17 protein-coding genes are annotated in these 21,197 nt (G+C 46.6%); 2 read left to right on the forward strand and 15 right to left on the reverse strand.

From position 1 onward, the window contains the following. From BTA31_RS12855 to BTA31_RS12870, 3 genes are all read right to left on the reverse strand, one after another. The coding region (locus BTA31_RS12855; protein ID WP_142243752.1) for a non-ribosomal peptide synthetase at positions 1-2,528 on the reverse strand (2,528 nt) is incomplete at its 3' end. A 499-nt stretch (positions 2,529-3,027) separates the two neighbouring features. Then, on the reverse strand, positions 3,028-4,665 hold the full coding sequence (locus BTA31_RS12865) for an AMP-binding protein (RefSeq protein ID WP_076792178.1): 1,638 nt from the start codon (positions 4,663-4,665) through the stop codon (positions 3,028-3,030). 31 nt (positions 4,666-4,696) lie between these two features. Further along, positions 4,697-5,857 (reverse strand): acyl-CoA dehydrogenase family protein, encoded by a 1,161-nt coding sequence (locus BTA31_RS12870; RefSeq protein ID WP_043927660.1) that lies wholly within the window; start codon positions 5,855-5,857, stop codon positions 4,697-4,699. Between the two features lie 232 nt (positions 5,858-6,089). On the opposite strand from BTA31_RS12870, the gene BTA31_RS12875 reads away from it, so the two are divergent. Next, entirely contained in the window at positions 6,090-6,650 is a 561-nt protein-coding gene (locus BTA31_RS12875; RefSeq protein WP_043927659.1) for an NAD(P)H-dependent oxidoreductase, read from the forward strand. A gap of 40 nt (positions 6,651-6,690) precedes the next feature. On the opposite strand, the gene BTA31_RS12880 is transcribed toward BTA31_RS12875, so the two are convergent. The 7 genes from BTA31_RS12880 to BTA31_RS12915 form a co-directional block, all read right to left on the reverse strand. Further along, positions 6,691-7,041 (reverse strand): winged helix-turn-helix transcriptional regulator, encoded by a 351-nt coding sequence (locus tag BTA31_RS12880; RefSeq protein WP_076792180.1) that lies wholly within the window; start codon positions 7,039-7,041, stop codon positions 6,691-6,693. A 214-nt stretch (positions 7,042-7,255) separates the two neighbouring features. Next, the gene (locus BTA31_RS12885; protein WP_076792183.1) at positions 7,256-8,527 is read right to left on the reverse strand and encodes a glutamate-5-semialdehyde dehydrogenase; all 1,272 of its coding nucleotides are present in this window, start codon (positions 8,525-8,527) and stop codon (positions 7,256-7,258) included. Positions 8,528-8,552: 25 nt separating this feature from the next. Then, positions 8,553-9,674 (reverse strand): glutamate 5-kinase, encoded by a 1,122-nt coding sequence (gene proB / locus BTA31_RS12890; RefSeq protein ID WP_076792186.1) that lies wholly within the window; start codon positions 9,672-9,674, stop codon positions 8,553-8,555. Between the two features lie 38 nt (positions 9,675-9,712). Then, complete coding sequence (gene proC, locus BTA31_RS12895; RefSeq protein WP_076792805.1) at positions 9,713-10,564, reverse strand: pyrroline-5-carboxylate reductase; 852 nt, start codon at positions 10,562-10,564, stop codon at positions 9,713-9,715. Between the two features lie 350 nt (positions 10,565-10,914). Beyond that, positions 10,915-11,592, reverse strand: coding sequence for a YetF domain-containing protein (locus BTA31_RS12900; protein WP_076792188.1), 678 nt, complete (start codon positions 11,590-11,592; stop codon positions 10,915-10,917). A 338-nt stretch (positions 11,593-11,930) separates the two neighbouring features. After that, positions 11,931-13,070: an inorganic phosphate transporter gene (locus tag BTA31_RS12910; RefSeq protein ID WP_076792190.1), complete on the reverse strand. Its 1,140-nt coding sequence runs from the start codon at positions 13,068-13,070 to the stop codon at positions 11,931-11,933. Positions 13,071-13,084: 14 nt separating this feature from the next. Then, positions 13,085-13,795: a phosphoadenylyl-sulfate reductase gene (locus tag BTA31_RS12915; protein ID WP_076792193.1), complete on the reverse strand. Its 711-nt coding sequence runs from the start codon at positions 13,793-13,795 to the stop codon at positions 13,085-13,087. A gap of 572 nt (positions 13,796-14,367) precedes the next feature. Here BTA31_RS12915 and BTA31_RS12920 point away from each other — a divergent pair. Further along, on the forward strand, positions 14,368-15,132 hold the full coding sequence (locus tag BTA31_RS12920; RefSeq protein WP_043927648.1) for a phosphosulfolactate synthase: 765 nt from the start codon (positions 14,368-14,370) through the stop codon (positions 15,130-15,132). Positions 15,133-15,149: 17 nt separating this feature from the next. Here BTA31_RS12920 and BTA31_RS12925 read toward each other — a convergent pair whose 3' ends face one another. The 5 genes from BTA31_RS12925 to BTA31_RS12945 form a co-directional block, all read right to left on the reverse strand. Next, complete coding sequence (locus BTA31_RS12925) at positions 15,150-15,773, reverse strand: YitT family protein (protein WP_043927646.1); 624 nt, start codon at positions 15,771-15,773, stop codon at positions 15,150-15,152. Positions 15,774-15,864: 91 nt separating this feature from the next. Continuing rightward, entirely contained in the window at positions 15,865-16,971 is a 1,107-nt protein-coding gene (locus BTA31_RS12930) for a mandelate racemase/muconate lactonizing enzyme family protein (protein ID WP_076792196.1), read from the reverse strand. Between the two features lie 16 nt (positions 16,972-16,987). After that, the gene (locus tag BTA31_RS12935; RefSeq protein WP_043927643.1) at positions 16,988-18,229 is read right to left on the reverse strand and encodes an MFS transporter; all 1,242 of its coding nucleotides are present in this window, start codon (positions 18,227-18,229) and stop codon (positions 16,988-16,990) included. Positions 18,230-18,299: 70 nt separating this feature from the next. Beyond that, a complete protein-coding gene (locus BTA31_RS12940) occupies positions 18,300-19,307 on the reverse strand; it encodes a glycosyltransferase family 2 protein (RefSeq protein ID WP_076792199.1) in 1,008 nt (335 codons plus the stop codon). Continuing rightward, entirely contained in the window at positions 19,304-21,028 is a 1,725-nt protein-coding gene (locus BTA31_RS12945) for a DUF6044 family protein (RefSeq protein WP_239693207.1), read from the reverse strand. Before BTA31_RS12945 ends, BTA31_RS12940 begins: the two co-directional genes overlap by 4 nt. Positions 21,029-21,197: the final 169 nt, after the last annotated feature.

Below are 21,197 nucleotides of genomic sequence, written 5' to 3' on the forward strand. Positions count from 1 at the left end.
CCTGTTTGATACATGCGTTCCCCTCGATAAAACGGATCATCGAGAAACCGTTCTTTCGTCAGTTCCGGCCGATTCAAGTAGCCCCTTGCGACGCCCGCGCCTGCGATATACAGTTCTCCGGCCACCCCTATTGGCTGGACGGCTTTCTCACGGTCTAAAATATAAAGACGCGCTCCTGGTACAGGTTTTCCGATCGGAAGCCGCATCCGTTCCCTGTCTTTTTCGCGGTCGTACCGATAAAATGCGGCATCCACCGTAGCTTCTGTCGGCCCGTAGCCGTGAATGACCGCAGTCTTTGGCAAAGAGCGGGCAAATCGAGCGGCTATCTGGGGAGCGAGCGCTTCACCTCCGGCGAATACGCGTTTCAAGGTTTCCGCAAGGCTTTTCCTTTTCTCCTCTGTTTCCATCTCCACCTGGTCTAAAAAGCTGTTGGCCATCGCCGGGATAAAATGCGCCGTCGTCACCCCTTCATTGACGAAGGCTTCTGTCATCAAAGCGGGATCTTTCTCCCAGCCCGGCGGAAGCAAATACACGGAGGCGCCGGGAATCATCCACCAAAACAGCTGCCAGATCGAAGCATCAAATGAAAACGATGACTTCAGCACGATGACATCATCTTCAGTTAATGGGAACTGGCGCTCGATCCCGGACAAAAAGGCGGCAGCCTGGCGGTGCTCAACCGCGACCCCCTTCGGTGTCCCGGTTGACCCGGATGTATAGATGACATAGGCGAGTGAGCCGCCATCTGTATGAGCGCAAACGGGTTCTGTTTCCTCTGGTTCTGTTTGAATTGATGACAGATTGACTTCAAGCGCCTCACCGGAAAAGCCGGAGACGGACAACCCCGGCCCTGTGACAAGGAGCTTGGCGCCGCTGTCGCTCAACATGTACCTGAGCCGTTCTTCAGGATAGTCCGGATCAAGCGGCACGTAAGCGCCGCCGGCTTTCAAAACAGCCAGCACCGCGATCACCATCTCTGGTGAACGATCGGCGAGCACACCGATGACGCTTTCTTTGGCGACACCATTTTTCTTCAGACGGACAGCGAGCTGATTTGTGTACTGATCAAGCTCTCGGTACGTCAGCGTACCGCCGGAAAAACGAAGCGCCGGCAGGTGCGGCGAAAGGGCCGCGCGGCGGGTGAATAAACCATGCAGCGTAGGTGCCAAAGGTTTGACAGAATCTGTTTGGTTAAAAGCAAACAAAATCTGCTCCTTTTCGTTGGACTCTACCATATCGATGTTTTTAATCAGCTGATCCGGCTTCTCGAGCGCCTTCTCTACAACGGTTAAGAAATGGGATTGAATCCGTTTGATGTCATGTTCAGTAAACATAGCGGTTTGATAATCAAAATTTAACTGTATGATACCGGTGTCAAGGCGTTCTTTAATTGAAACAGACAGCTGATTTGCAGTGCGTCCGCTGAAATACATGGCCGTTTCATATTCAAAGCCATCCGCTTGTTGCCATTGAAGCGGCTGATACTGTATGGAAGTGACGATTAAATTTTGCAGATCACCACGCTGATGCCTTAATTCGTTCATCAGCAGATTGTAGGGATATTTTTGATGACGCATGACTGAAAGCTGTTCTTTCCCTATGCTTGTGACAAAAGAAATAAAATCACAATCAGGATCAACCTTCATTCTGATTGGCAGTGTGCTGACAAACATACCGAGCATGTCTTTTTCCAGCCTGGAGGCGCGATTACCGTAATAGGTCCCAATCACAATATCCTTGCTGGATGTCAGCCTGCTGATGCATATGTAAAACGAAGCCATAAACAGAGAAAGAATGCTGATTTGATTTTTTTCGCAAAAGTGTCGAATCGATTCTGCCAAGGGATGTGAAAGAGTCAGGGTTTCTCTAATAGCGGCGGTACTTTGTTGAGGCAAGGCTTTTTCTGTTAGTGGGAAATGTTCTGGAATGGTGTGGTAGGTGTTTGTCCAAAATAAGCGGTCTTTTTCAAACCGGGAAGATTGCAAGTATTGCTTCTCTTTTTCGATATAGGTGAGATAGGAAGGTTCATGATGTTGAGGTAAGGGTTCATTCCGAATCATTTTTTGATACATCTCAATCAGCTGATTGCCTAGCAGATTAAGAGAAATACCGTCCATTATGATATGGTGGAATTTTGCATAGAGCCAAACTTCTTCGTCTGAAATCGCCAGCAGAGTGAATTGATAAAGCGGTGAATGAAACAGCTTAAACGGAATCGAAGTCTGATCGTCAATCCACTTGTTCCGTTCGGACTTGCCGGCCTTTGTAAAATCAATTGTCTCTATAGAAAGTGGGCGATGTTCTGCGAGATAAAGGGCAGGCTCCTCCCCTTGCCCTTCTGTCAGTTGAAAATGAAGTGAATCATGACGGGAAACTGAAAAGTCCAAAGCCCGCCGCAGCATATCAAGGTCGATAGCTCCCCTGAATTTGACACAGGCTGCAAGATTGCAGATACTTGTACCCGGATCAAGCAACTCGGTAAACCATACTCTCCTTTGAGCATGGGTCAAAGTATAGGTTGTGTTCAATGGAACCCCTCCATTTCAAATATAAGAGAATAAAAAAGTAAAATAATTACAGATTAAATTACAATATATGGCTAGATTATACTTATGAGAATCATTGTAATACAAATTCGATAAAATACAACAATGTTTACAATAAATTCAATAATTTTTTAGAAAATGGTTATTTTATCTTATCTGCAGCCTCCTTGTCTCTACTGTTATTTATACCATTTTATTCAAAAAAACAGTGCAAGCGAAAATGGAAATAAATTGTCATCATTTATTCGTAAAAAAAGACATCATCACATGTGTTTTTTTGAAAAACCTCATAAAAAAACTGTATCTTGATTGGTAAGATACAGTTTCTTGCTTCATTTTGTCTGATTTGAGCTTCAGGCTACACGATAGCCGTCTGAATATAGAGCCGCTGACAAGTTCGGATGATCCGGAGGGCGATTTCTCCCGGTTGGCGATAAGCAATTACGCCCCCTTTTATGTTAGTCGCGTTTGAAAGAGAAAATTACAATTGAAAATGCTCAAGCGCCTGCTCCCTTAACTTGAATTTTTGCACTTTCCCTGATGCCGTCATCGGGAACTCTTCTACAAATGCAATATAGCGGGGAATCTTATAGCGGGCGATTTTGCCTTTGCAGTATGCTTTTAATTCGTCAGCCGTCATGGATGCTCCGCTTTTCAGTTTGATCCAGGCCGATACCTCTTCGCCGAATGTTTCGTCAGGTACTCCGACAATTTGGACGTCGAGAATGTTGGGATGCTTGTATAGAAACTCTTCTATTTCCCGCGGATATATGTTTTCACCGCCTCTGATGATCATGTCTTTTAATCTCCCGGTAATCCGGCAGTAGCCTTCTTCATCCATTACGGCTAAATCACCCGTATGCAAAAATCCGTCCTCATCGATCACCGCTGCCGTGGCCTCAGGGTTTTTGTAATAGCCTTTCATGACATGGTAGCCGCGTGTGCACAGCTCGCCTTGAACGCCTCTTGCAACCTCCTGGTTCGTGCCCGGTTCAGTTATTTTGACTTCTACATTCGGCAAGGCGCGCCCTACGGTTTCGACCCTTCTTTTGAGCGAATCGTTGGCCCTCGTCTGGGTAATGACCGGTGATGCTTCCGTCTGTCCGTATGCAATCGTTATTTCAGACATCCCCATGTTATCGATTACTTTTTTCATGACTTCAATCGGACAGTTTGAACCGGCCATGATACCCGTTCTTAAAGAAGACAGGTCATATGATGCGAAATCTTGATCGTTCAGTTCGGCAATGAACATGGTCGGTACACCGTGAAGCGCCGTGCATTTTTCCGTTTCGACGGCGGAAAGCACTTCTTTCGGACTGAATTCTTGAACCGGCACCATCGTCGCGCCGGCGGTGACACAAGCCAGGTTTCCCAGCACACAGCCAAAGCAGTGGAAAAAAGGAACGGGGATGCACATTCTGTCTTTTTTCGATAAATTCATGCATTCGGCAATATTTGCCGCATTGTTTGCCAAATTGGAATGGGTGAGCATCACGCCTTTCGGAAAGCCTGTCGTACCTGATGTATATTGCATATTGATGACATCATGCTCTTTGAGTCGTTCCATCCTGCGATCAAGCGCTTTTTCGCTTACCGATCCGGAGAGCTTTAATATGTCATCCCAAAGATACATGCCGGGATGCCTTGTATCTCCCATCACAATAATATTTTTTAAGAAAGGCAGTCTTTCAGATGCAAGCCTGCCCGGTTCGGACTCCTTCAATTCAGGAATCAGCTTGTAAAGGATATCAATGTAGGAAGTGCCCCGGTATGATTCCATTAAAATGAGTGTTGTGGCATCTGACTGTTTCAGCACATATTCAAGCTCTGATAATTGATAGTTCGTATTGACTGTGACAAGGACAGCTCCCGTTTTTGCCGACGCAAACTGGGCTGTGAGCCATTCCGGAGTATTGGAAGCCCAAATTGCGACATGTTCACCTTTATCAATACCGAGCGCTATCAGTCCTTTTGCGGCTTTTCTGCACAACTGGTCAAACTGCCGGTACGTATAACGGAGGCCGCGGTCCGGATAGACGACAGCCTCGTGATCAGGTGCGTTTGCCGCGGTTTTCTCCAACAATTTTCCAATTGTCAAATGGAGCAGCTCTGCCAACGTTGTCCCTCCCCTCTGATAGAAAGCGTTTTCATTTCAGCGCTTGTTTGCCTATGCCGAGCTGCCTCGCGATGACGAGCCGTTGAATTTCTGAAGTTCCTTCACCGATTTCCATTAATTTTGCATCCCGCAGCATGCGCTCGACTCCATACTCTTTCATATACCCGTATCCTCCGTGTATTTGAATGGACTGATTGCATGTCCTGAACGCCATTTCTGAGGCGTAAAGCTTGGCAAATGCCGCTTCTTTTGTAAACGGCCGGCCTTGATCTTTCAGCCAGGCGGCCTTCAGCACCATATTGCGGGCGAGCTCAATTTCCATGGCCATGTCGGCAAGCTTGAACTGAATCGCTTGGAAATAGGAGATCGGCCGGCCGAATTGTTTTCGTTCGCTGGCGTATGCAAGCGCCGCCTCAAATGCGCCTTGGGCAATACCGACGGCCAGCGCGGCGATCGAAATTCTGCCGCCGTCAAGTGTATTGAGAAATTGTTTAAACCCTTTTTCCGGGCTCCCTAATAGATTTTGTTTTGGAACGCGGACATTGTCCAATATAAGCTGTGATGTATTGGAGCCGCGGACACCCATTTTGTCATATTCGCTTTTAATGGTGAAGCCTTCCGAATCTGTCGGAACGATGATCGCAGAGATGATGTTTTTTCCGCTGTCATCTTTTCCGGTGACGGCGGTGACGATGACGGTCCGGGCATATCCGGCATTTGTGATCCAGCATTTCTCACCACTGATCACATAGCTGTCCCCCTCTGAGCGGGCTTTTGTCCGGGTGCCGCCCGCATCGGAACCCGCATTCGGTTCGGTCAGCCCAAACGCTCCGAGCGCCCGGCCCGTCGCAAGCGGCACGAGGTACTCTTGTTTTTGTTCTTCAGTGCCGAAATAATAAATCGGTGCAGCCCCGAGCGATACAGCCGCAGCATAGCTTAGACCGGTACTTCCGCACACTTTGCCGATTTCTTCGACGCTAAGCGCATACGAAATCGTATCCCCGCCTGAACCGCCGTAGCTTTCCGGAAACGGAATCCCCAAGAGGCCGAGCTCCCCCATTTTTTTAAATGTCTCAATCGGAAATTCTCCCGTTCTGTCAACATGTTCAGCATGCGGTGCAATTTCCTGTTTCGCAAAGTCTCTTGCGAGTTCGCGTACCATTTGCTGTTCTCTGGTTAGTTCAAAATTCATAAAGTGACCCCCTTTTTGGATCGTCAAATTCCTTAGGCAGCAGAGCTTTGTAACATTATATTAAAAAAGTGCATTTTTCATGCCAGAGGATTTTGGACAGGCGAAATTGGACCGTTTGATGACAAACCGATACTTACCTTTACGTAAGTACCTGAACTAAAAGTGCATACTTACAAATTTGCAGTGTGAACTTTATACTCAAGATGAAAACATGCTAAAGGAGGGCAAATCTTTGAAAACGCTAGTTATCGTTGCACACCCAAGTTTAGAAACATCAGTTATTAATAAGCGCTGGGTAGAGGAACTCAAAAAATATCCGGAAAAGTATACGGTTCACGAATTGTCCGACGTTTACCCGGATGGAAACATAGACGCGGAAAAAGAACAAAAATTGGTGGAATCGCACGGCAATCTTGTTTTGCAATTCCCTATCTATTGGTTTAACTGTCCGCCTCTTCTTAAAAAATGGCTTGATGATGTGTTAGCTTACGGATGGGCTTATGGTTCAAATGGAGGAGATCAATTAAACAATCGTAAAGTGGGATTAGGTGTTTCTGCCGGAATTAAAGAAGAAGATTATTGTGAAAACGGAAGGTACCGCTATACGCTTGAACAAATATTAGTTCCATTTGAAACGACATTCCGGTATTGTCATGCAGATTATCGTTCATTTTTTGCATTTTACGGCAAGGAAAATGCACCCGGCGGAAACGAGGAAGAAGAGACTGAGCCGGGTGCAGGAGAATTGGAGAAAAGCGCACGAGATTATTTGCATTTTATTGATCATCTGTAGCAGGGAGTTGTGCTGAAATCATTCCGGTTGAAACAGGCTGTCAGCCCGGCCTGTTTTTCTCTCCCCACTCACACATCATATTGAACAAAGGTAAGAGGGAACGTCCGCGTTCAGATAATGAATACTCGACCTTTGGGGGGATTTGGGGAAATTCCTTGCGAATGATAAGGCCGTCTGCCTCCAGCTCTTTTAACATGATGCTTAGCGTTTTGAAGGAAATGGTGCCGATACTTCGCTTCAGCTCATTATGCCGCATCACTTCACGTTCAGACAGCCAATATAGAATGACTATTTTATATTTGCCGCTTATCAATGACAACGTATATCCAAAGCCGGTATCTTTAAGTTCTACACCCGTCGGAACGCAGGTTTTTCCGGATGGGATTTGCATAACGCACACTCTCCTTCTGACTCCTGTATCATAGATCATTATGTAATGTGATTGAAAGGATGTAAAGGGAGGATGTTGAAGGATGCTTTGTAAAAAACCTCTGCGCCTGTATGTGTTCCGGGATGTAAATTTTGCCGGAAGAAAGAAACTGCACCTTAAGATTGTCAGATGGTGTCTGACAATGCAGGTGCAGTTTCAATGGAGGCTTCTTTATTTATCTTCTGATATGGCCGTCGCCTCTCATGATATATTTGCATGTGGTCAATTCTTTCAGACCCATAGGTCCGCGGGCGTGAAGCTTCTGTGTAGAAATCCCGATTTCCGCACCGAATCCGAGTGCACCGCCGTCGGTGAACCGGGTTGAGGCATTGTGATACAATGCTGCCGCATCAACGGTATTCAAAAAAGCCTGGGCTGTTTCCGGATTTTCGGTGATAATCGCTTCTGAATGCTTTGTTCCGTATGTTTCGATATGATCGCAGGCTTCTTCAAGGCTTCCTGCGACTTTAACCGCAAGATCCAGGCTTAAATATTCGTTCTGCCAATCGGCTTCTCCCGCTGGTTTTGCGCCTGGAATCCATTGAACCGCCTTTTCGTCCCCGTGAACTTGAATACCGTGTTCGTTTAAAGCATTGATGAGCGCGGTGCTGTTTTCCTCAAGCCATTTTTCGTGAACGATCAGCGTTTCAAGCGCGTTGCAGACGGCGGGGCGGTCTGTTTTCGCATTGATCATGACATTGATCGCTTTTTCAGGGTCTGCTTCCCGGTCAATATAGATGTGACAGTTGCCGACTCCCGTTTCAAGAACCGGAACGGTTGCGTTCTCAACGACTTCCTGAATGAGGGCGCCGCCTCCCCGGGGTATGAGTACATCGATATGTTCTTTCATCTTGAAGAGCTGCTTCGTGGCGCTCCGGTCCGTGCTTTCGATAAATTGAACGGCATTGCGGGAGATATTTGTCGTCTCCAGCGCTTGATGCATGACCGAGACGATCGCTGTATTCGAATGAATGGCGGAAGAGCCGCCTTTTAAAACGATCGCATTGCCTGACTTTAAAGCGAGCCCGGTCGCATCGACTGTTACGTTCGGACGCGCTTCATAGATCATGCCGATGACGCCGAGAGGAACGCTGACTTTTTCCGCCTTTAGCCCGTTGTCGAGCGTCCAGTTTGATAGCGTTTCTCCGACCGGATCATCCAGTTCCGCGACTTCCAGCAGCCCATCGGCAAAATCCAGAACCCTGTCTTCATTAAGCGACAGGCGGTCGATGTAGGCTGCATCATAGCCTTTTTTTCGTCCCGCTTCGATATCTTTGTCATTTTCAGTGAGGATATAGCTCATGTTTTGTTTCAGGTGTTCAGCCAATGCAGCAAGCGCCTCGTTCTTTTCTTTTTCCGTTGTCAGCCGCAAAGATTTTGCAGCCGTTTTTGCCTTTATCGCTTTTTCTTCGATTTGCGCCCTGATGCTCTCGCTCGTCACAGTCATGTCAATTCCTCCTTTGATTTGTTTTTTAAAGCGGAACGGATAGCTCTAAATGACAGACAAACGCTTCTCTGTCAACGACAGCCTGTGAGGAAGCGGCTGTTTCCTGATTCGTATCCTTCTTCCATTTACGAAGCTGAGATGAGGAAAAGTTGACGACGCCGAGGCCGATTTCCTCTCCTTCCTGATCAAGGATTCGAACGACGGAACCGTTGCTGAAACGGCCGTTGATTTCGTAAATACTAGAAGGATACAGGCTTTTTTTATGGTCGATAATAAACTCTTTGCTTTCGTTGTGGACGACGATGTCTCCTTCAGGTCCAGAGTTAAATGCTATCCATTGCTCTTTATGGTTGAGGGTGTGTGAATCCGCATTCGGTATAAAATAGGTTCCCCTGGCAGTTCCGCTGATTGCTTCATGCAAAAGGCCGGATGTGTCAGCGCGCCCTAAAAATCCTTTGATGCCTGAAGCCATTGTAATTTTAAAAGCGTCCAGTTTGGACTTCATGCCGCCGGTTCCGATTTCGCTTCCGGCATCCCCTGCTGAAGCTTCTATTTCCGGCGTGATTTCGTTTACTTCCCGGACGAGTGCGGCGTCCGGCGCTTTTCGCGGATTCGCGTCATAAAGGCCGTCTATATCAGAGAGGATGGTCAGCAGGTCGGCGTCGATCAGACCCGCCACTTTAGCAGAAAGCGTGTCATTGTCTCCGAATTTGAGCCGGTTGACGGTAACTGTATCATTTTCATTGATGATCGGGATAATGCCGCGTTTTAGCAGCACGTTCATCGTATTCCTCACATTGTTGTACCGTTTTTCATCTGAAAAATCGCTTTTTGTGATTAAAATTTGTGAAGCGATATAGCCGTGGGATAAAAAAAGCTTGGAATACGCTTCGATTAATAAGCCTTGGCCGACAGAAGCGGATGCTTGTTTTTCAGGCAATGTATCCGGCCTGTTGATGAAGCCCAGCTTCCTGTAACCGGCCGCTACAGCGCCAGATGAAACAAGGAGGACTTCGTGTCCTTCATCTTTGAGGCGGACGATCTGCTCAACGAGCTTTTCGAGCTTTTTGCTGCTGATTTCGCCGTGAAGACTTGTTAAAGAACTGCTTCCCACTTTGACAACTACCCTCTGTTGATTAGAGGTCATTTTATCACTCCTGTAGTCTTTTTCTTCGTTACGGGTATTTACTTTGCTGCGACTAATTGTTCAAGTTCCAGACTGATGGTTTTGGATCGTTTTGCGGCTTGTTTGACCGCCTGTTCGATCGCTTCGCCTCCGCCGCTTTCTTTCAATGCCTTTAAACCGGCGGCAGTCGTACCGTTAGGGGAAGTGATGTTGTCTTTGAGAGCAGCTGTATCTTCAGGGCTTTCCAACAGCATTTTGGCGGCGCCTAACAATGTCTGCGCGCCGATTTCCCTCGTTAATTTTTGGCTTAATCCAGCCTCGGCTCCCGCTTTTTCGATGTGCTCCATTAAATAATAAAAGTAAGCAGGCCCGCTGCCGGCAATACCGGTGAAAATGTCCATTTTGCTTTCTTCAATGGAATAGACTTCTCCCATACATTGAAGCAGTTGTTTCGCGGTTTTTGACAGATCGGCTGTTACATGGCTTCCTTCGGCCATGGCGGTTGCAGATGCGCCGATTGCACTTGAGGTGTTAGGCATGATTCTGATGACCGGCTGCATGTCGTGCAGCGCGTTTTCAATAAATGAAATTGATATGCCAGCTAAAACTGACACGATAAGCTGATGGGGTTGAATATGCGGTTTCATGGAAATAAGAGCACTCTCTGCATCTTTCGGCTTCATCGCCAAGATGAAGCAATCGATGTTCTGATAGTCAAGTTGTTCTTTTCTGACGCCTTGTATTCCATATTTCTGCTGGAGTTCTTCTAAACGCCGGTGATTCGTGTGGTTTGTAACATAAATTTGCGAAGCAGGCAGTTTTTTGGATTGAACGATGCCTGAGATCATTCCCTCTGCCATTGATCCTGCCCCTATAAAAGCTACGTTTTTTTGATAAAAGATCTTTAACATCTCCCTTTGTTCGCATTTCTGTTCGTATTTTTCGAACACGGTTAGTATATTAACACTTTAGATATTTATGTCAAGTTTGCATGTTTTGATTGGACGGGGCAAGGTATGTGAAAAATGGAGATTTTTGAAGAAAAAAGGAAAAGAAAAGGAGACTGAAGGCAGATTCTTCATCTTCATTTGCACCTTTTGTCGTTTGTCTTCCATCCATTTGAAGGTCGTTTGAATGATTTAACGGAATTTTTTGGAGATCACCAACCTTTCGGACTAGTAAAATAGTATGATCCTCAAGCCGTTTGAATGCAACTGAAAAAGCGCGGGCTCGAAGCTTGTCGAACCCGTGCTTGGCAACATCAATATGTCGTAATGTAAAGCTGCCCTTCATCACCGCGCCATTCCGCATACAGCACATCTTGATACTGAGTGATACCCTGACTTGATAATTGATTTTGCAGCCAAAGCTCATCAAAGCCGGCTTCATGCAGATTGTTCTTTTCGAGCTGGCCGTCGAGGATTACTGGCACCGGGAGCTGAACCGGTTTGTAAGGGATGTTTAAGTCTTCTTTTGTCGGCATCCCGTATTTGTGTTTTGGGAGGACGCTGATCGAACCGTCTGTTTCCAGGATGGCATATTGGATCTCGTTTAAGGAAAAACAGCCTTTCTCACGTGCCAATGTCTGCAGCTGGTTCAGATCCAATTTGTTCTTTTTAAGGGCGTTGTAATCAATTTTTCCTTTATTGATGACGATGCTCGGCCTGCCTTCGAGAAAACCTCTGATGTTTTGCACTTTTTGTGATAAAACTTCTATTGAATAGATCAGAATGGCCCAAATGAGGATGGCGAAAAGGACTTTCCAGATGGTGACATCCTCATCGAAAATCGCGTTTCCAACCATCTCCCCCAATATTAAAGCCGAAATAAAATCAAACGGCGTAATTTGGGCAAATTGGGTTTTTCCCAGAATTTTCGTCATCAGAAATAAAGCTGCAAACCCTATCGTCAGTTCGACTACCAAGTGTACATATTCCATCAAGGTTCCCTCCCGAATCTCTCTCTTCATTGTTAACAATCGGGATACAGTTTAAACCAGAGGAATACTTTTCCTGAGAAAAAGGACACCGGAACGACCGGGATCAGCCAAAAACGAGCGGCGTCAGCCGAGTTCTTCTTCGGTCAAACGGCTGTTAAGTGCCGTAACCGCTCTCGGCTTCTCGCGATCACACCCGGCAATGGAACAGATACAGCTGCACGGGCGCCTTTTCTCAATGTGATCGGAATACACTGGTAGAAAGGTCTATGGCATTGACAGACTTGTATCCGCCTGATTCCGGGCAGTCCGGGAACACTGAGCTCCATATGGGGGGCCGGTTAACTAAAATCCCTCCATGCGGCAGGTTCTCTTTTACGTCCTCTTCCTCCAACGATTGATTTTACATGATCCCTGCTTCTTCGGGGATCTGATTGTTTCTGCCTGGCATGTTTCATAAGGCTTACAGATCCAAGAGTGGCAAGAAAAACACATAAAACAACTGTCACTGAATATAAATCAAAATCAAGAAAGATTTTCACGAGACTATACGAAATGACAAGTGAAAAAACCGGTGAAACAACCCATACTTTCATTAATTTCAAAATGACGCTTTTACGAAAGATTGCCCTTCCCTTTTCAGAAAGGCCAATCCCGATGATGCTGCAAGTCGTAATCTGGGTTTGCGGTACAGGAATGCCGAATAGCGAAGCGCCGATGACCAAGGAAGCACCAAGTCCGGAAACACATGACCCTTGCAAAAGCGAAAACTCGGTGATTTTTTTTCCGTTCGTCTCAATGACTCTGCTGCCAAGGCAAATGGCTCCGATAGCCACGAACAGCCCCCCAAGAAACGTTCCGCTGCTGACTGACAAGAGGCCTGCTCCAACGAGAGGTCCAACGGAATTGGCGACATTGTTCATTCCCGCCGAAAAGGCTTCTAAAAACCCGGTTAAAATCACTAGTGCGGTGAGCAGCCGCGCCCATTTTTGCTGTTTGAGCCACCGCAGCTTCGTCTCAGCTTTTTTCAGCAATTCTCCAATTAAAAAAGCGAGAAAAAAAGCGGCAATCGGAATGATCAGCCAATACAAAACGATCACCAACAGCTTATCGGTAAATAACGCCTGAAACGCGACGCCGACCCCGACAATCGAGCCGACCGTCACCTCGCTGGTTGAAAGGGGAATTCCCGCGATGTTCGCGATAAACAGCGAGATCGCAGATGCCCCAAGGATAATCACAACAATATGCACATTGAGAATAGACGTGGGAATGATGCCTGAACCGATTGTTTTCACAACCTCTCCTCCGCCTATCATGGCGCCCAGAAATACGCCAATTCCGCTGATCCACAAGGCCGCCTGCCTTTTCCGGACGGCGCCTGCGCCATATGCTATTCCCATCGACGCTGCTGCTCCGCTCGCTCCTATGTTCATGGCAAAAAACAAAGCGATAATGAATGCCAAAATGGTAATCGTCATTTTTTACCCAGCTCCTACCGGAATTGATGCAGCCCGCATTCTGTTTTTTCCTGGTGGGCCCACCTTCCCGCTCTTAAATTGCCGCCGTCTGCCACGGGAAGCGTACACACCTCACACCCGATGCTCGGATAATCTTGATCATGAAGCTTGTGATACGTCAGCTGATTCAGCTTAATGTAAGTCCAGACATCTTCCCATGTCCAGTGAATAAGGGGGCAGATTTTAATCAGTTTAAAATTGTCGTCTTTGTTGAGATAGCGGACATGTTTCCGTGTTTCCGACTGCTCCCGCCTCAGCCCGGTAATCCAGGCCTCCATGCCTGACAGATGCTCCCTGAGCGGCTCGATTTTGCGAAGGCGGCAGCAATGGTCCGGCCGGTGCTTCCAAAGTTCGCTGCCATAGCGTTTTTCCTGCTCTTCAAGCGAGAGGCCGGGTTTTAAAAAGCGGATCGACAGGCCGGGATAGCGATCTTTCACTTCATTGATCAGCTCATACGTTTCCGGAAAATGCAGTCCAGTATCTAAAAACACGATGTCCGCTTCTTTCACAACCTTTGAAATCAAGTCGATCAAAACGATTCCTTCCGCACCGAAACTGCAGGCATAAACGATTTTCTGATACGTGCTGTATGCCCATTTCAAAACATCCATTTCGCCGCTGAAGGTATCCATCACCTCTTCAGAAGCTTTTTCATCCCATCTGTTATACGTTAAAACATCGTTCATCGATTTTCCCCCAATACGTCCTAAAGGTTTGTTTTCTTACCCCCTGATACGAAACATGAACTGAAAGAACATATAGGCAGATTATTCACTTTTTAAACTAAATGTGATCTGGAAAATGTTATGATTTCAGCAATTTTGTGAATATCCGAATGATCAGCGCACTATACAACTGAAACAAACCGGATAAAATTGACGGGAAAAGAGCCGAATTTAATATGCTGATATATTTTCAGCTGCTAAGTAAGTGTTTCACAAATTTGTCACGGACCTTCTTTTTACGTCAGTTTTCATCGGAAAGAACAAGTGAGGAACCATATGAAAGGACGGCGAATATACTTACTTTGACTTCACAAAATGGATAGATACCTAGGTGAGAAGCAAGTCAGGCGATGAGGGGCTAACATGCTGCCTAATGGGGAGGTGGGCGAAGATCACTCCTTGCCGAACGGCAACACATGAATGGGAAAAATGATAAACGTGGAAAGGTGAATTCTTATCGTGACAGCTGAATAATGGCCAACAGACATTTACCTGAAAGTATGAAAGATACAGTAGATTGTGAGGGGTAATCAATGATTTCTTCTGAACTGATACTGCCCGACAGGCAGCTTAAACCAAGAATGAAAGGGATCACCATCCTGATCGATAACGGGGTTCCCTTGAGCTTTTTTAAAGATACGATTCACGGAGCGGCAGATTATATAGATTTTGTGAAATTTGGATGGGGAACGTCTTTAATTACGAAATATTTGGAGGAAAAAATCGATTGTCTGAAGCAGAATGACGTTCAATTCTTTTTTGGAGGAACGTTGTTTGAGAAGTTTTTAAGCCAGGATAAAATTGAAGATTACTACCGCTACTGCAAATTATATGGATGTCGTTATGTGGAAATATCAAACGGAACGATCCGTCTCTCTAATAAAGATAAAGCAAGCTTTATTTCCGATTTTTCGAAAGAGTTTCACGTGTTCAGCGAAGTCGGCAGCAAAGACAGCACCCTCAGCAGTGAGCTGGAGTCAGCCGAATGGATCGATTACATCCTCGAAGATCTTGAAGCCGGAGCCGAGAAAGTGATCACGGAAACGAGGGAAAGCGGCACGAGCGGGCTGTGCAAAAGCGATGGAGAAATGCGGTCCCAGCTTATAGAGGAGATCCTTCATTCCGGTATCGCTTCAGGGGATTTAATTTTTGAAGCGCCGACGAAACAGCTGCAGACGTGTTTCATTGAAAAAATCGGTCCTGACGCCAATTTGGCAAATATTCCGTTTCAGGATGCCATTCCGCTTGAAACGCTGAGACTGGGACTTCGATCAGATACATTTTATTTATTTGATTAGGTTCGCTTGAAAGCGGCCTATTTTTTGTTGCGGAAACCGGCGATTGGCATCAATAACGGACGGAAGCGAATCTGATAAATCGCATCGATGATCCTCGTAGAAATCCATTGGCAGATTAAGGCTTGGATAACGATTCCCCAGGCGATGACAGACGCCGTCAAAAGGAAAATGAATGCGTTCATGATAAACAGCGCAGTTCCCGGTTTTCCGCCGCGGTAAATCGATATCATTAAAGCCAAGGCGCCAAAACCGCCGTTAGAAATATTGTATTTATATAGCAGTCCAACCCCCGTTCCCAAAAGGACGGATCCATAAAATAAATCCAGCCAGATATTGTTCGTCGTCATGACGGGCATGCAGGTTTCGAAGATCTGCACCGAAACGGACGTCATGGTAATCGCCCCCATCGTCCCGAAGACTGTCACGGGTTCAAGCCATTTAACGGCCGTCAAAAGCAGCGAGAAGTTGACAGCCCAGACGGTTAATCCGTGCGGAACCTGAAACCAAAAATTAAGTAAAACAGCGATGCCGGCTGCGCCCCCTGAAGGAATATGGTTCGGAAACAAAAACAGCGCCATACCGAGACCCTGTAACACGCTGCCCAATACAATTGCATGTACGATTTTGAGTTTTCTTCCCATACGGATATAATCCCCTTTAAAGAAACTTGTCCTCTTTCCTACTATATGTAAGGGGAAATGAAAAATATCACATTTTTTCGGGGTGCGCTAGTCAGATGTAAGACGAGCCGTCCCATACATACGCTTCTACGAGCTCTGTATCGATTTCGATTTTGTCGGGGACTTGGATGCAGCCGTCTTTTATGGTGACGGGCACGAGTTGTGTGAACGGATTCTCCATCGCATCCCATTCGAGCGGTTCGATATCTTCTCCGTCCATTTTGGTCCAAGGCGGTAAACAGGCTTGTCCGAAAACGGCGTATATTCTTGAAAGTCCGCCGTCATAGCTGTGTGGAGAGACCCTTTTTCCGAAATGCCTGGCGAGCTTCAGAGCGGTTTGAAAATCGTCTGTGCTGTCACAGTGCATAACATCGGGCTGAGCAATATCGACTGCGTTCTCCAGAAAAATCGGCAAAAACGGTTTTGCGCCTTTTACGTTTTCTCCTCCGGCAACCGGAACAGAAAGCGCTGAGCGCAGCATCCGGTATTCAGCGAGGTCGTCAAACGGCATGGGCTCTTCAAACCAAAGCACATTGCACCAGCCGGAAAACCACGTTTCCCACTTTCGCGCGGCGGCCTGATCATAACTCTGGTTTGCATCGAGGATCAGTCCGGTATTTTGCCCTGTCATCTCCTGGAACGCCTGAATATGTGCCAAGTCTTCGGAAAACACCTTGCCTCCCGCTTTCAGCTTGACGGTTTTAAATCCGTCCCGTACAGCCTTTTCGATGAGCCGGAGGGAATGACGGCTCCAATCCGGCCTGTCTGAATACGATTGGAATGATGCATATACCGGGATCTGCTCCCTCAGTTTTCCTCCCCATAATTCGCATACCGAAAGGCCTGCTTTTTTCGCCGTGATGTCCGTTAAAGCCATGCTCACGGCAGATGCGGCCCGCTGATGCCACTTTTTGATGACGGTGATAAGCTCCGTGCGATTGCCCGCTTCTTTTCCAATTAAATAAGGAATGATCCGTTTTTTAAAGCCCGCATCCAAAGCAGGCAGCCAATCCACACATTCTCCCCATCCCGTCAGTCCTGAAGCTGTCGTGATCCGAATCAGATAGCACGTTCTGTAGCTTTTCAATCCGTTCGCATCGCCGTAAGGGGAGGAAAGCTTGTGGAACAGCGGAAATGTGTCAACCTTTTCTATGCGCATGTTTTTTCCTTTCCTCCTATCTGGCGTCAGCCGGCTGCAGCCCTTTCTCCCCTTTTTTGCTGTCTTCCTTTTTGACATGAATCATGGTCAGCACCAGCACACCGACGACTAATGTCAGACCCGCAATCGACATAAACATGCCAAGTTTCGACCATTCCATCAGTCTCCCGAAAATCGGCGGACCGATGGCGACTCCTAAAAATCTGACCGATCCATACAGAGATGTCACAAAGCCGCGCCTCTCTTTTCCGACAGCCCCGGTTATGAAGCTGTTGACACACGGCAGAACAAAGCCTGTACCGATGCTGCTGATGACAAGGATCGAAATAAAAGGAATGAGCGCGGAGAAAAAAGACAGTGTGCCGTAGGAAATCGTAATCAGAGCGAGCCCGATGACCATCATTCTTTTCATCAGCTGCTGATTTTGTCCGATTTTGCTGCCCGTAATATATGATGTTGTACACATCACAAGCAAAGGAATCGCCAAGATCAGACCTTTCTTTACGCCGTCTGTATGAAATTCTTTTTCCAAAATATCAGATAAGTAAAAGAGGATGCCAAACAGAGTAAACAAACAAACGGCTCCTGCGAGATATGCGGTGAAAAGCCATCTGCCCTCATGTTTAAAAACGCTTGTCAGCCCTTTCACATATTTTCCGAGAGGCGGCGGATCTTTTTTCTTGTCTTTTTCTTTGATAAAAATCCAAGTCAAAATGATCGGTGCAATACAGAAAGCCGGAAATGCAAAAAACACCCAAAACCAAGCGATCAATGCAATCAATGATCCTAAAATCGGAGACAGCACTTTACCAAAGCCGTTCGAGGCTTCAACAAGACCGAGCACCCGGCTTTCGTCAGACCCTTTAAAAAGGTCTCCTGTCAGCGCCATAGCGATCGGCGCTGTACCGGCTGCCCCGAGCCCCTGCAGTCCTCTCCCGAAAAGCACCCACGGGAAGGCGTTCTCAAAGGTCGTCGATGCAAATCCTGCAAGAATCCCGCCGGCCCCGTAAAGGAACAGGCACGGAATAATCACCACTTTCCTTGAAAAGCGGTCCGCCAAGTAACCCAGCAGCGGAATAAAGAGCGCTGCAGTGATCGAAAACACGGTAATGACAAGGCTGACTTGAAATTGCGATAAATTGAGTTCAGATTTCATCTTCGGCAAAATCGGAATCAGCATCGAATTTCCCAACGTCATAATCAACGGGATCGACCCGATAGCGACAACCGTCATGCCAGAGGTTTGTTTTTCTGCCATAAGTTTGTACATCCTTCCTATTCATGATGAACTGTAAAATTTGAGTTAAGTGATCCGTTAACATCCGTCATCAGCTGAGCTTTGTTCCTGACCGTTTTTCAGGTTCGCGCCGGCCGAGCCGTTCAGTATACAAATCGATATCCACCGCATATCTCGGCCTTCTTTTCACTTCGGTGAAAATCGTTCCGATATATTCGCCGATAATGCCGATTCCCATCAATTGCAGGCCGCCCAAAAACCATATCGAAATGATCAACGAAGCCCAGCCTGCATTCGTGTAGCCGAGCAGTTTTTGAATCATTGCATATATACCCGCGATGCAGCTTAGGAAAAATAAGAAGAAGCCAATCAGGGTAAAAAAACGGATCGGAGCGACACTGAAAGACGTAATCCCGTGAAAAGCGAAAGACAGCATTTTTTTCAGCGGATATTTCGTTTCTCCAGCCAGCCGCTCTTTTCGGTCATAGAACACTTTGGCCGACCGGAGGCCGATCAGGGGCACCAGACCGCGCAGGAAAACATTTGCTTCTGCATAGCGGCTGAGCTCCTCAAGCGCCCGTTTATTCAAAAGTCGAAAATCGGCATGGTTATCAACCAGCTGGATGCCAAGCTTATTCATGACCCGGTAAAACCATGCGGCTGTCGTTCGTTTAAACCACGTATCTGTTTTCCGGCTTCGGCGTACACCGTAGACGATTTCATAGCCTTCATGATATTTTTCGATAAACTGGCGAATCGCCGAAATGTCATCCTGAAGGTCGGCATCGATTGAAATCACGCAATCCGATTTTTGCTTCGCTTTATCGAGTCCGGCTAAGAGGGCTTTTTGATGTCCTGAATTACGGGCCAGCTTCAAGCCTGTCACATAGCGGTTTTTTGTACTTTCCATGGCAATCAGCGGCCATGTGCGATCCGTCGATCCGTCATCGACAAATAATAGCTTGCTCTCTGAAGAGATCAGTTTGTCCGCTGTGAGATCATCCAATACCGCAGTCAGCTGTTTTACGGTTTCGGCAAACACGTCCTCTTCGTTATAACAGGGTACGACAATCGTCAGCAAAGGCTGTTGAAGATTCAATTTGCTTCCTCCTTATCGATGCTTATCGCTTCATATACATAGATGTTCCAAGCGGACTGCGGGTGGCTGAACCGCTTTAAAAACGCGAGCTTGTTTTGTTCTGCATTCATAATCGGAACGGAAGAAAAAATATATCGTCCCCCCATTTTTTTGAACGCTTCAGTGTTTAATTCCAGGTTCGTGATTTTTTTCTTCGTGTTCTTTTTGAACGCGTAATGTTTTCCAAGCTCGTCAACAAACAAGTAGCAGCGGCTCCCCCACTCATCGAAATAGCGCTTCAAGGCCGGATTTTTATCAAGCTCTTTGGCGATGATTTTCCGGAATTGATACTTGTATTTGAGCGGATAAATATTGGCATACGTATCAAGTGTGTAGAAGCCGTTATATTGCGCAATCGCAGGATGCAGGCCGATGCTTGCCACCCGGTAGGAATCGGGAGGACGGCCGATGAATTGTTTGATCTGTTTAAACTGATCTGATGCATAAAATTCCCGAAATGTCGGGGCATGGTGGTATGCGCCGTAAGTCAACTCTTCATGAAACGGAATAAGCACGAGCAGCTGGGCAACCAGCGCGGCATGCACGAAGCGCCGCCACCTCTTCCCCATTTTCCACAATATGTAGCATGCAACTGCAAAGCTTGCATATATCACAAGAGGGCGCAAAAAGTGAAAACGTGCGAAATTGAAAGCCGAAAGCAGACTGATCTTTTCCTTTGGAAGCGCCCACAGTTTGTTGAACCAGAAGGCATACCATAAAGAAAGCGCATAATTTAAAATGAATAAAAAGATGAACAGCTTTTCTTCTCTTGGCCGCTTTTCGCGTTGTCTTGCAACGACGAGCCCGAAAGTGAGCACAATCAAAGGCAGTATCACTGCCGTATGGACGGTCATGACATGATTGTGGCCGAGCACGAAATTTTTAAAGGACAACCGAAACGAATGTAGGATATCATGCCTCGACGAAATAAATTCAACGCGATGCATCGTTTCGCCTGAAGCGAAAACCGAATAAACAAGCCGGTATTCTATCGCCAGAAAAATGCCTGTCATCAGGGCGATACTTCCGAGAAAGCGAAGGTTAAAGCTGCGCTTTGTAACCAAATCATAAAGCCAAATCAGCGAAACGGCGGCAAGGAAAAAGAAGAAACCGAGCACAAAACTTGAGTAAAGCGGCAAAAGTGCAAGGGTTGCCCACTCTTTCCATGAGTCGTTCCCTGCCCTGATGTTTAAAAAAGCCCATAAAGCTAAAGGATGGCCAAGCGTGCTGAGCATTCCCGAAGGCCAAAAGGGTGTCAGGGCAAAAGCAAGCGATACCGCGATTCTGATGAAATACGCTTTTTCATCGCGAATCACATGGCTTTTCAGCATGAGGTACATCCCGACAAAAGCAAACACCCTCGTGATCGTCTGGCTTAAAGCATATGCGGTCATCGAGGGAAACAAGGCATGAAGCCAGACAATGCCGCTCCATTCCGTTCCGTAAGCATCCCGCGGCAGTCCGTTGATGATTTGTGGAATGACGGCTTTAACGCCGCCGAGCAGTTGCCCGCTTTCGGCCAGCACCTTATACCAGGCGATGTTGGAATCCAGGTTGTCATGCACGCGGATATGAGCGTCTTCATTTAATATGTAAAGCGGAAGGACATAGAGAAGAATGACACTGAATGCGAAAATCAAATATCGCTTTTCTCTGCTCAACTTTTTGACGAATAACGACACGAATACCACATCCAATTTGTTCTCTTTTGGAAATATAGAGCTTTTATCATATCGCTGTTATTATTCGTGGAAGCGTTTTGAAAAATTCATCAAAATGAAAAAAGCTGCCTGTTTCACCAGACAACTTCGGTTTACCCATTACCAAGGGTAAGGGTAGAAAGGATAATAA

Source organism: Bacillus haynesii, assembly GCF_001969855.1.
Lineage (GTDB): Bacteria > Bacillota > Bacilli > Bacillales > Bacillaceae > Bacillus > Bacillus haynesii.

Bases quoted from the DNA above. Each gene is read 5' to 3' on its own strand.
- BTA31_RS12870 (WP_043927660.1), bottom strand. From the start codon at position 5,857: ATGAATTTTGAACTAACCAGAGAACAGCAAATGGTACGCGAACTCGCA.
- BTA31_RS12880 (WP_076792180.1), bottom strand. From the start codon at position 7,041: ATGCAAATCCCATCCGGAAAAACCTGCGTTCCGACGGGTGTAGAACTT.
- BTA31_RS12885 (WP_076792183.1), bottom strand. From the start codon at position 8,527: ATGACTGTGACGAGCGAGAGCATCAGGGCGCAAATCGAAGAAAAAGCG.
- proB (WP_076792186.1), bottom strand. From the start codon at position 9,674: ATGACCTCTAATCAACAGAGGGTAGTTGTCAAAGTGGGAAGCAGTTCT.
- proC (WP_076792805.1), bottom strand. From the start codon at position 10,564: ATGTTAAAGATCTTTTATCAAAAAAACGTAGCTTTTATAGGGGCAGGA.
- BTA31_RS12900 (WP_076792188.1), bottom strand. From the start codon at position 11,592: ATGGAATATGTACACTTGGTAGTCGAACTGACGATAGGGTTTGCAGCT.
- BTA31_RS12910 (WP_076792190.1), bottom strand. From the start codon at position 13,070: ATGACGATTACCATTTTGGCATTCATTATCGCTTTGTTTTTTGCCATG.
- BTA31_RS12915 (WP_076792193.1), bottom strand. From the start codon at position 13,795: ATGAACGATGTTTTAACGTATAACAGATGGGATGAAAAAGCTTCTGAA.
- BTA31_RS12920 (WP_043927648.1), top strand. From the start codon at position 14,368: ATGATTTCTTCTGAACTGATACTGCCCGACAGGCAGCTTAAACCAAGA.
- BTA31_RS12925 (WP_043927646.1), bottom strand. From the start codon at position 15,773: ATGGGAAGAAAACTCAAAATCGTACATGCAATTGTATTGGGCAGCGTG.
- BTA31_RS12930 (WP_076792196.1), bottom strand. From the start codon at position 16,971: ATGCGCATAGAAAAGGTTGACACATTTCCGCTGTTCCACAAGCTTTCC.
- BTA31_RS12935 (WP_043927643.1), bottom strand. From the start codon at position 18,229: ATGGCAGAAAAACAAACCTCTGGCATGACGGTTGTCGCTATCGGGTCG.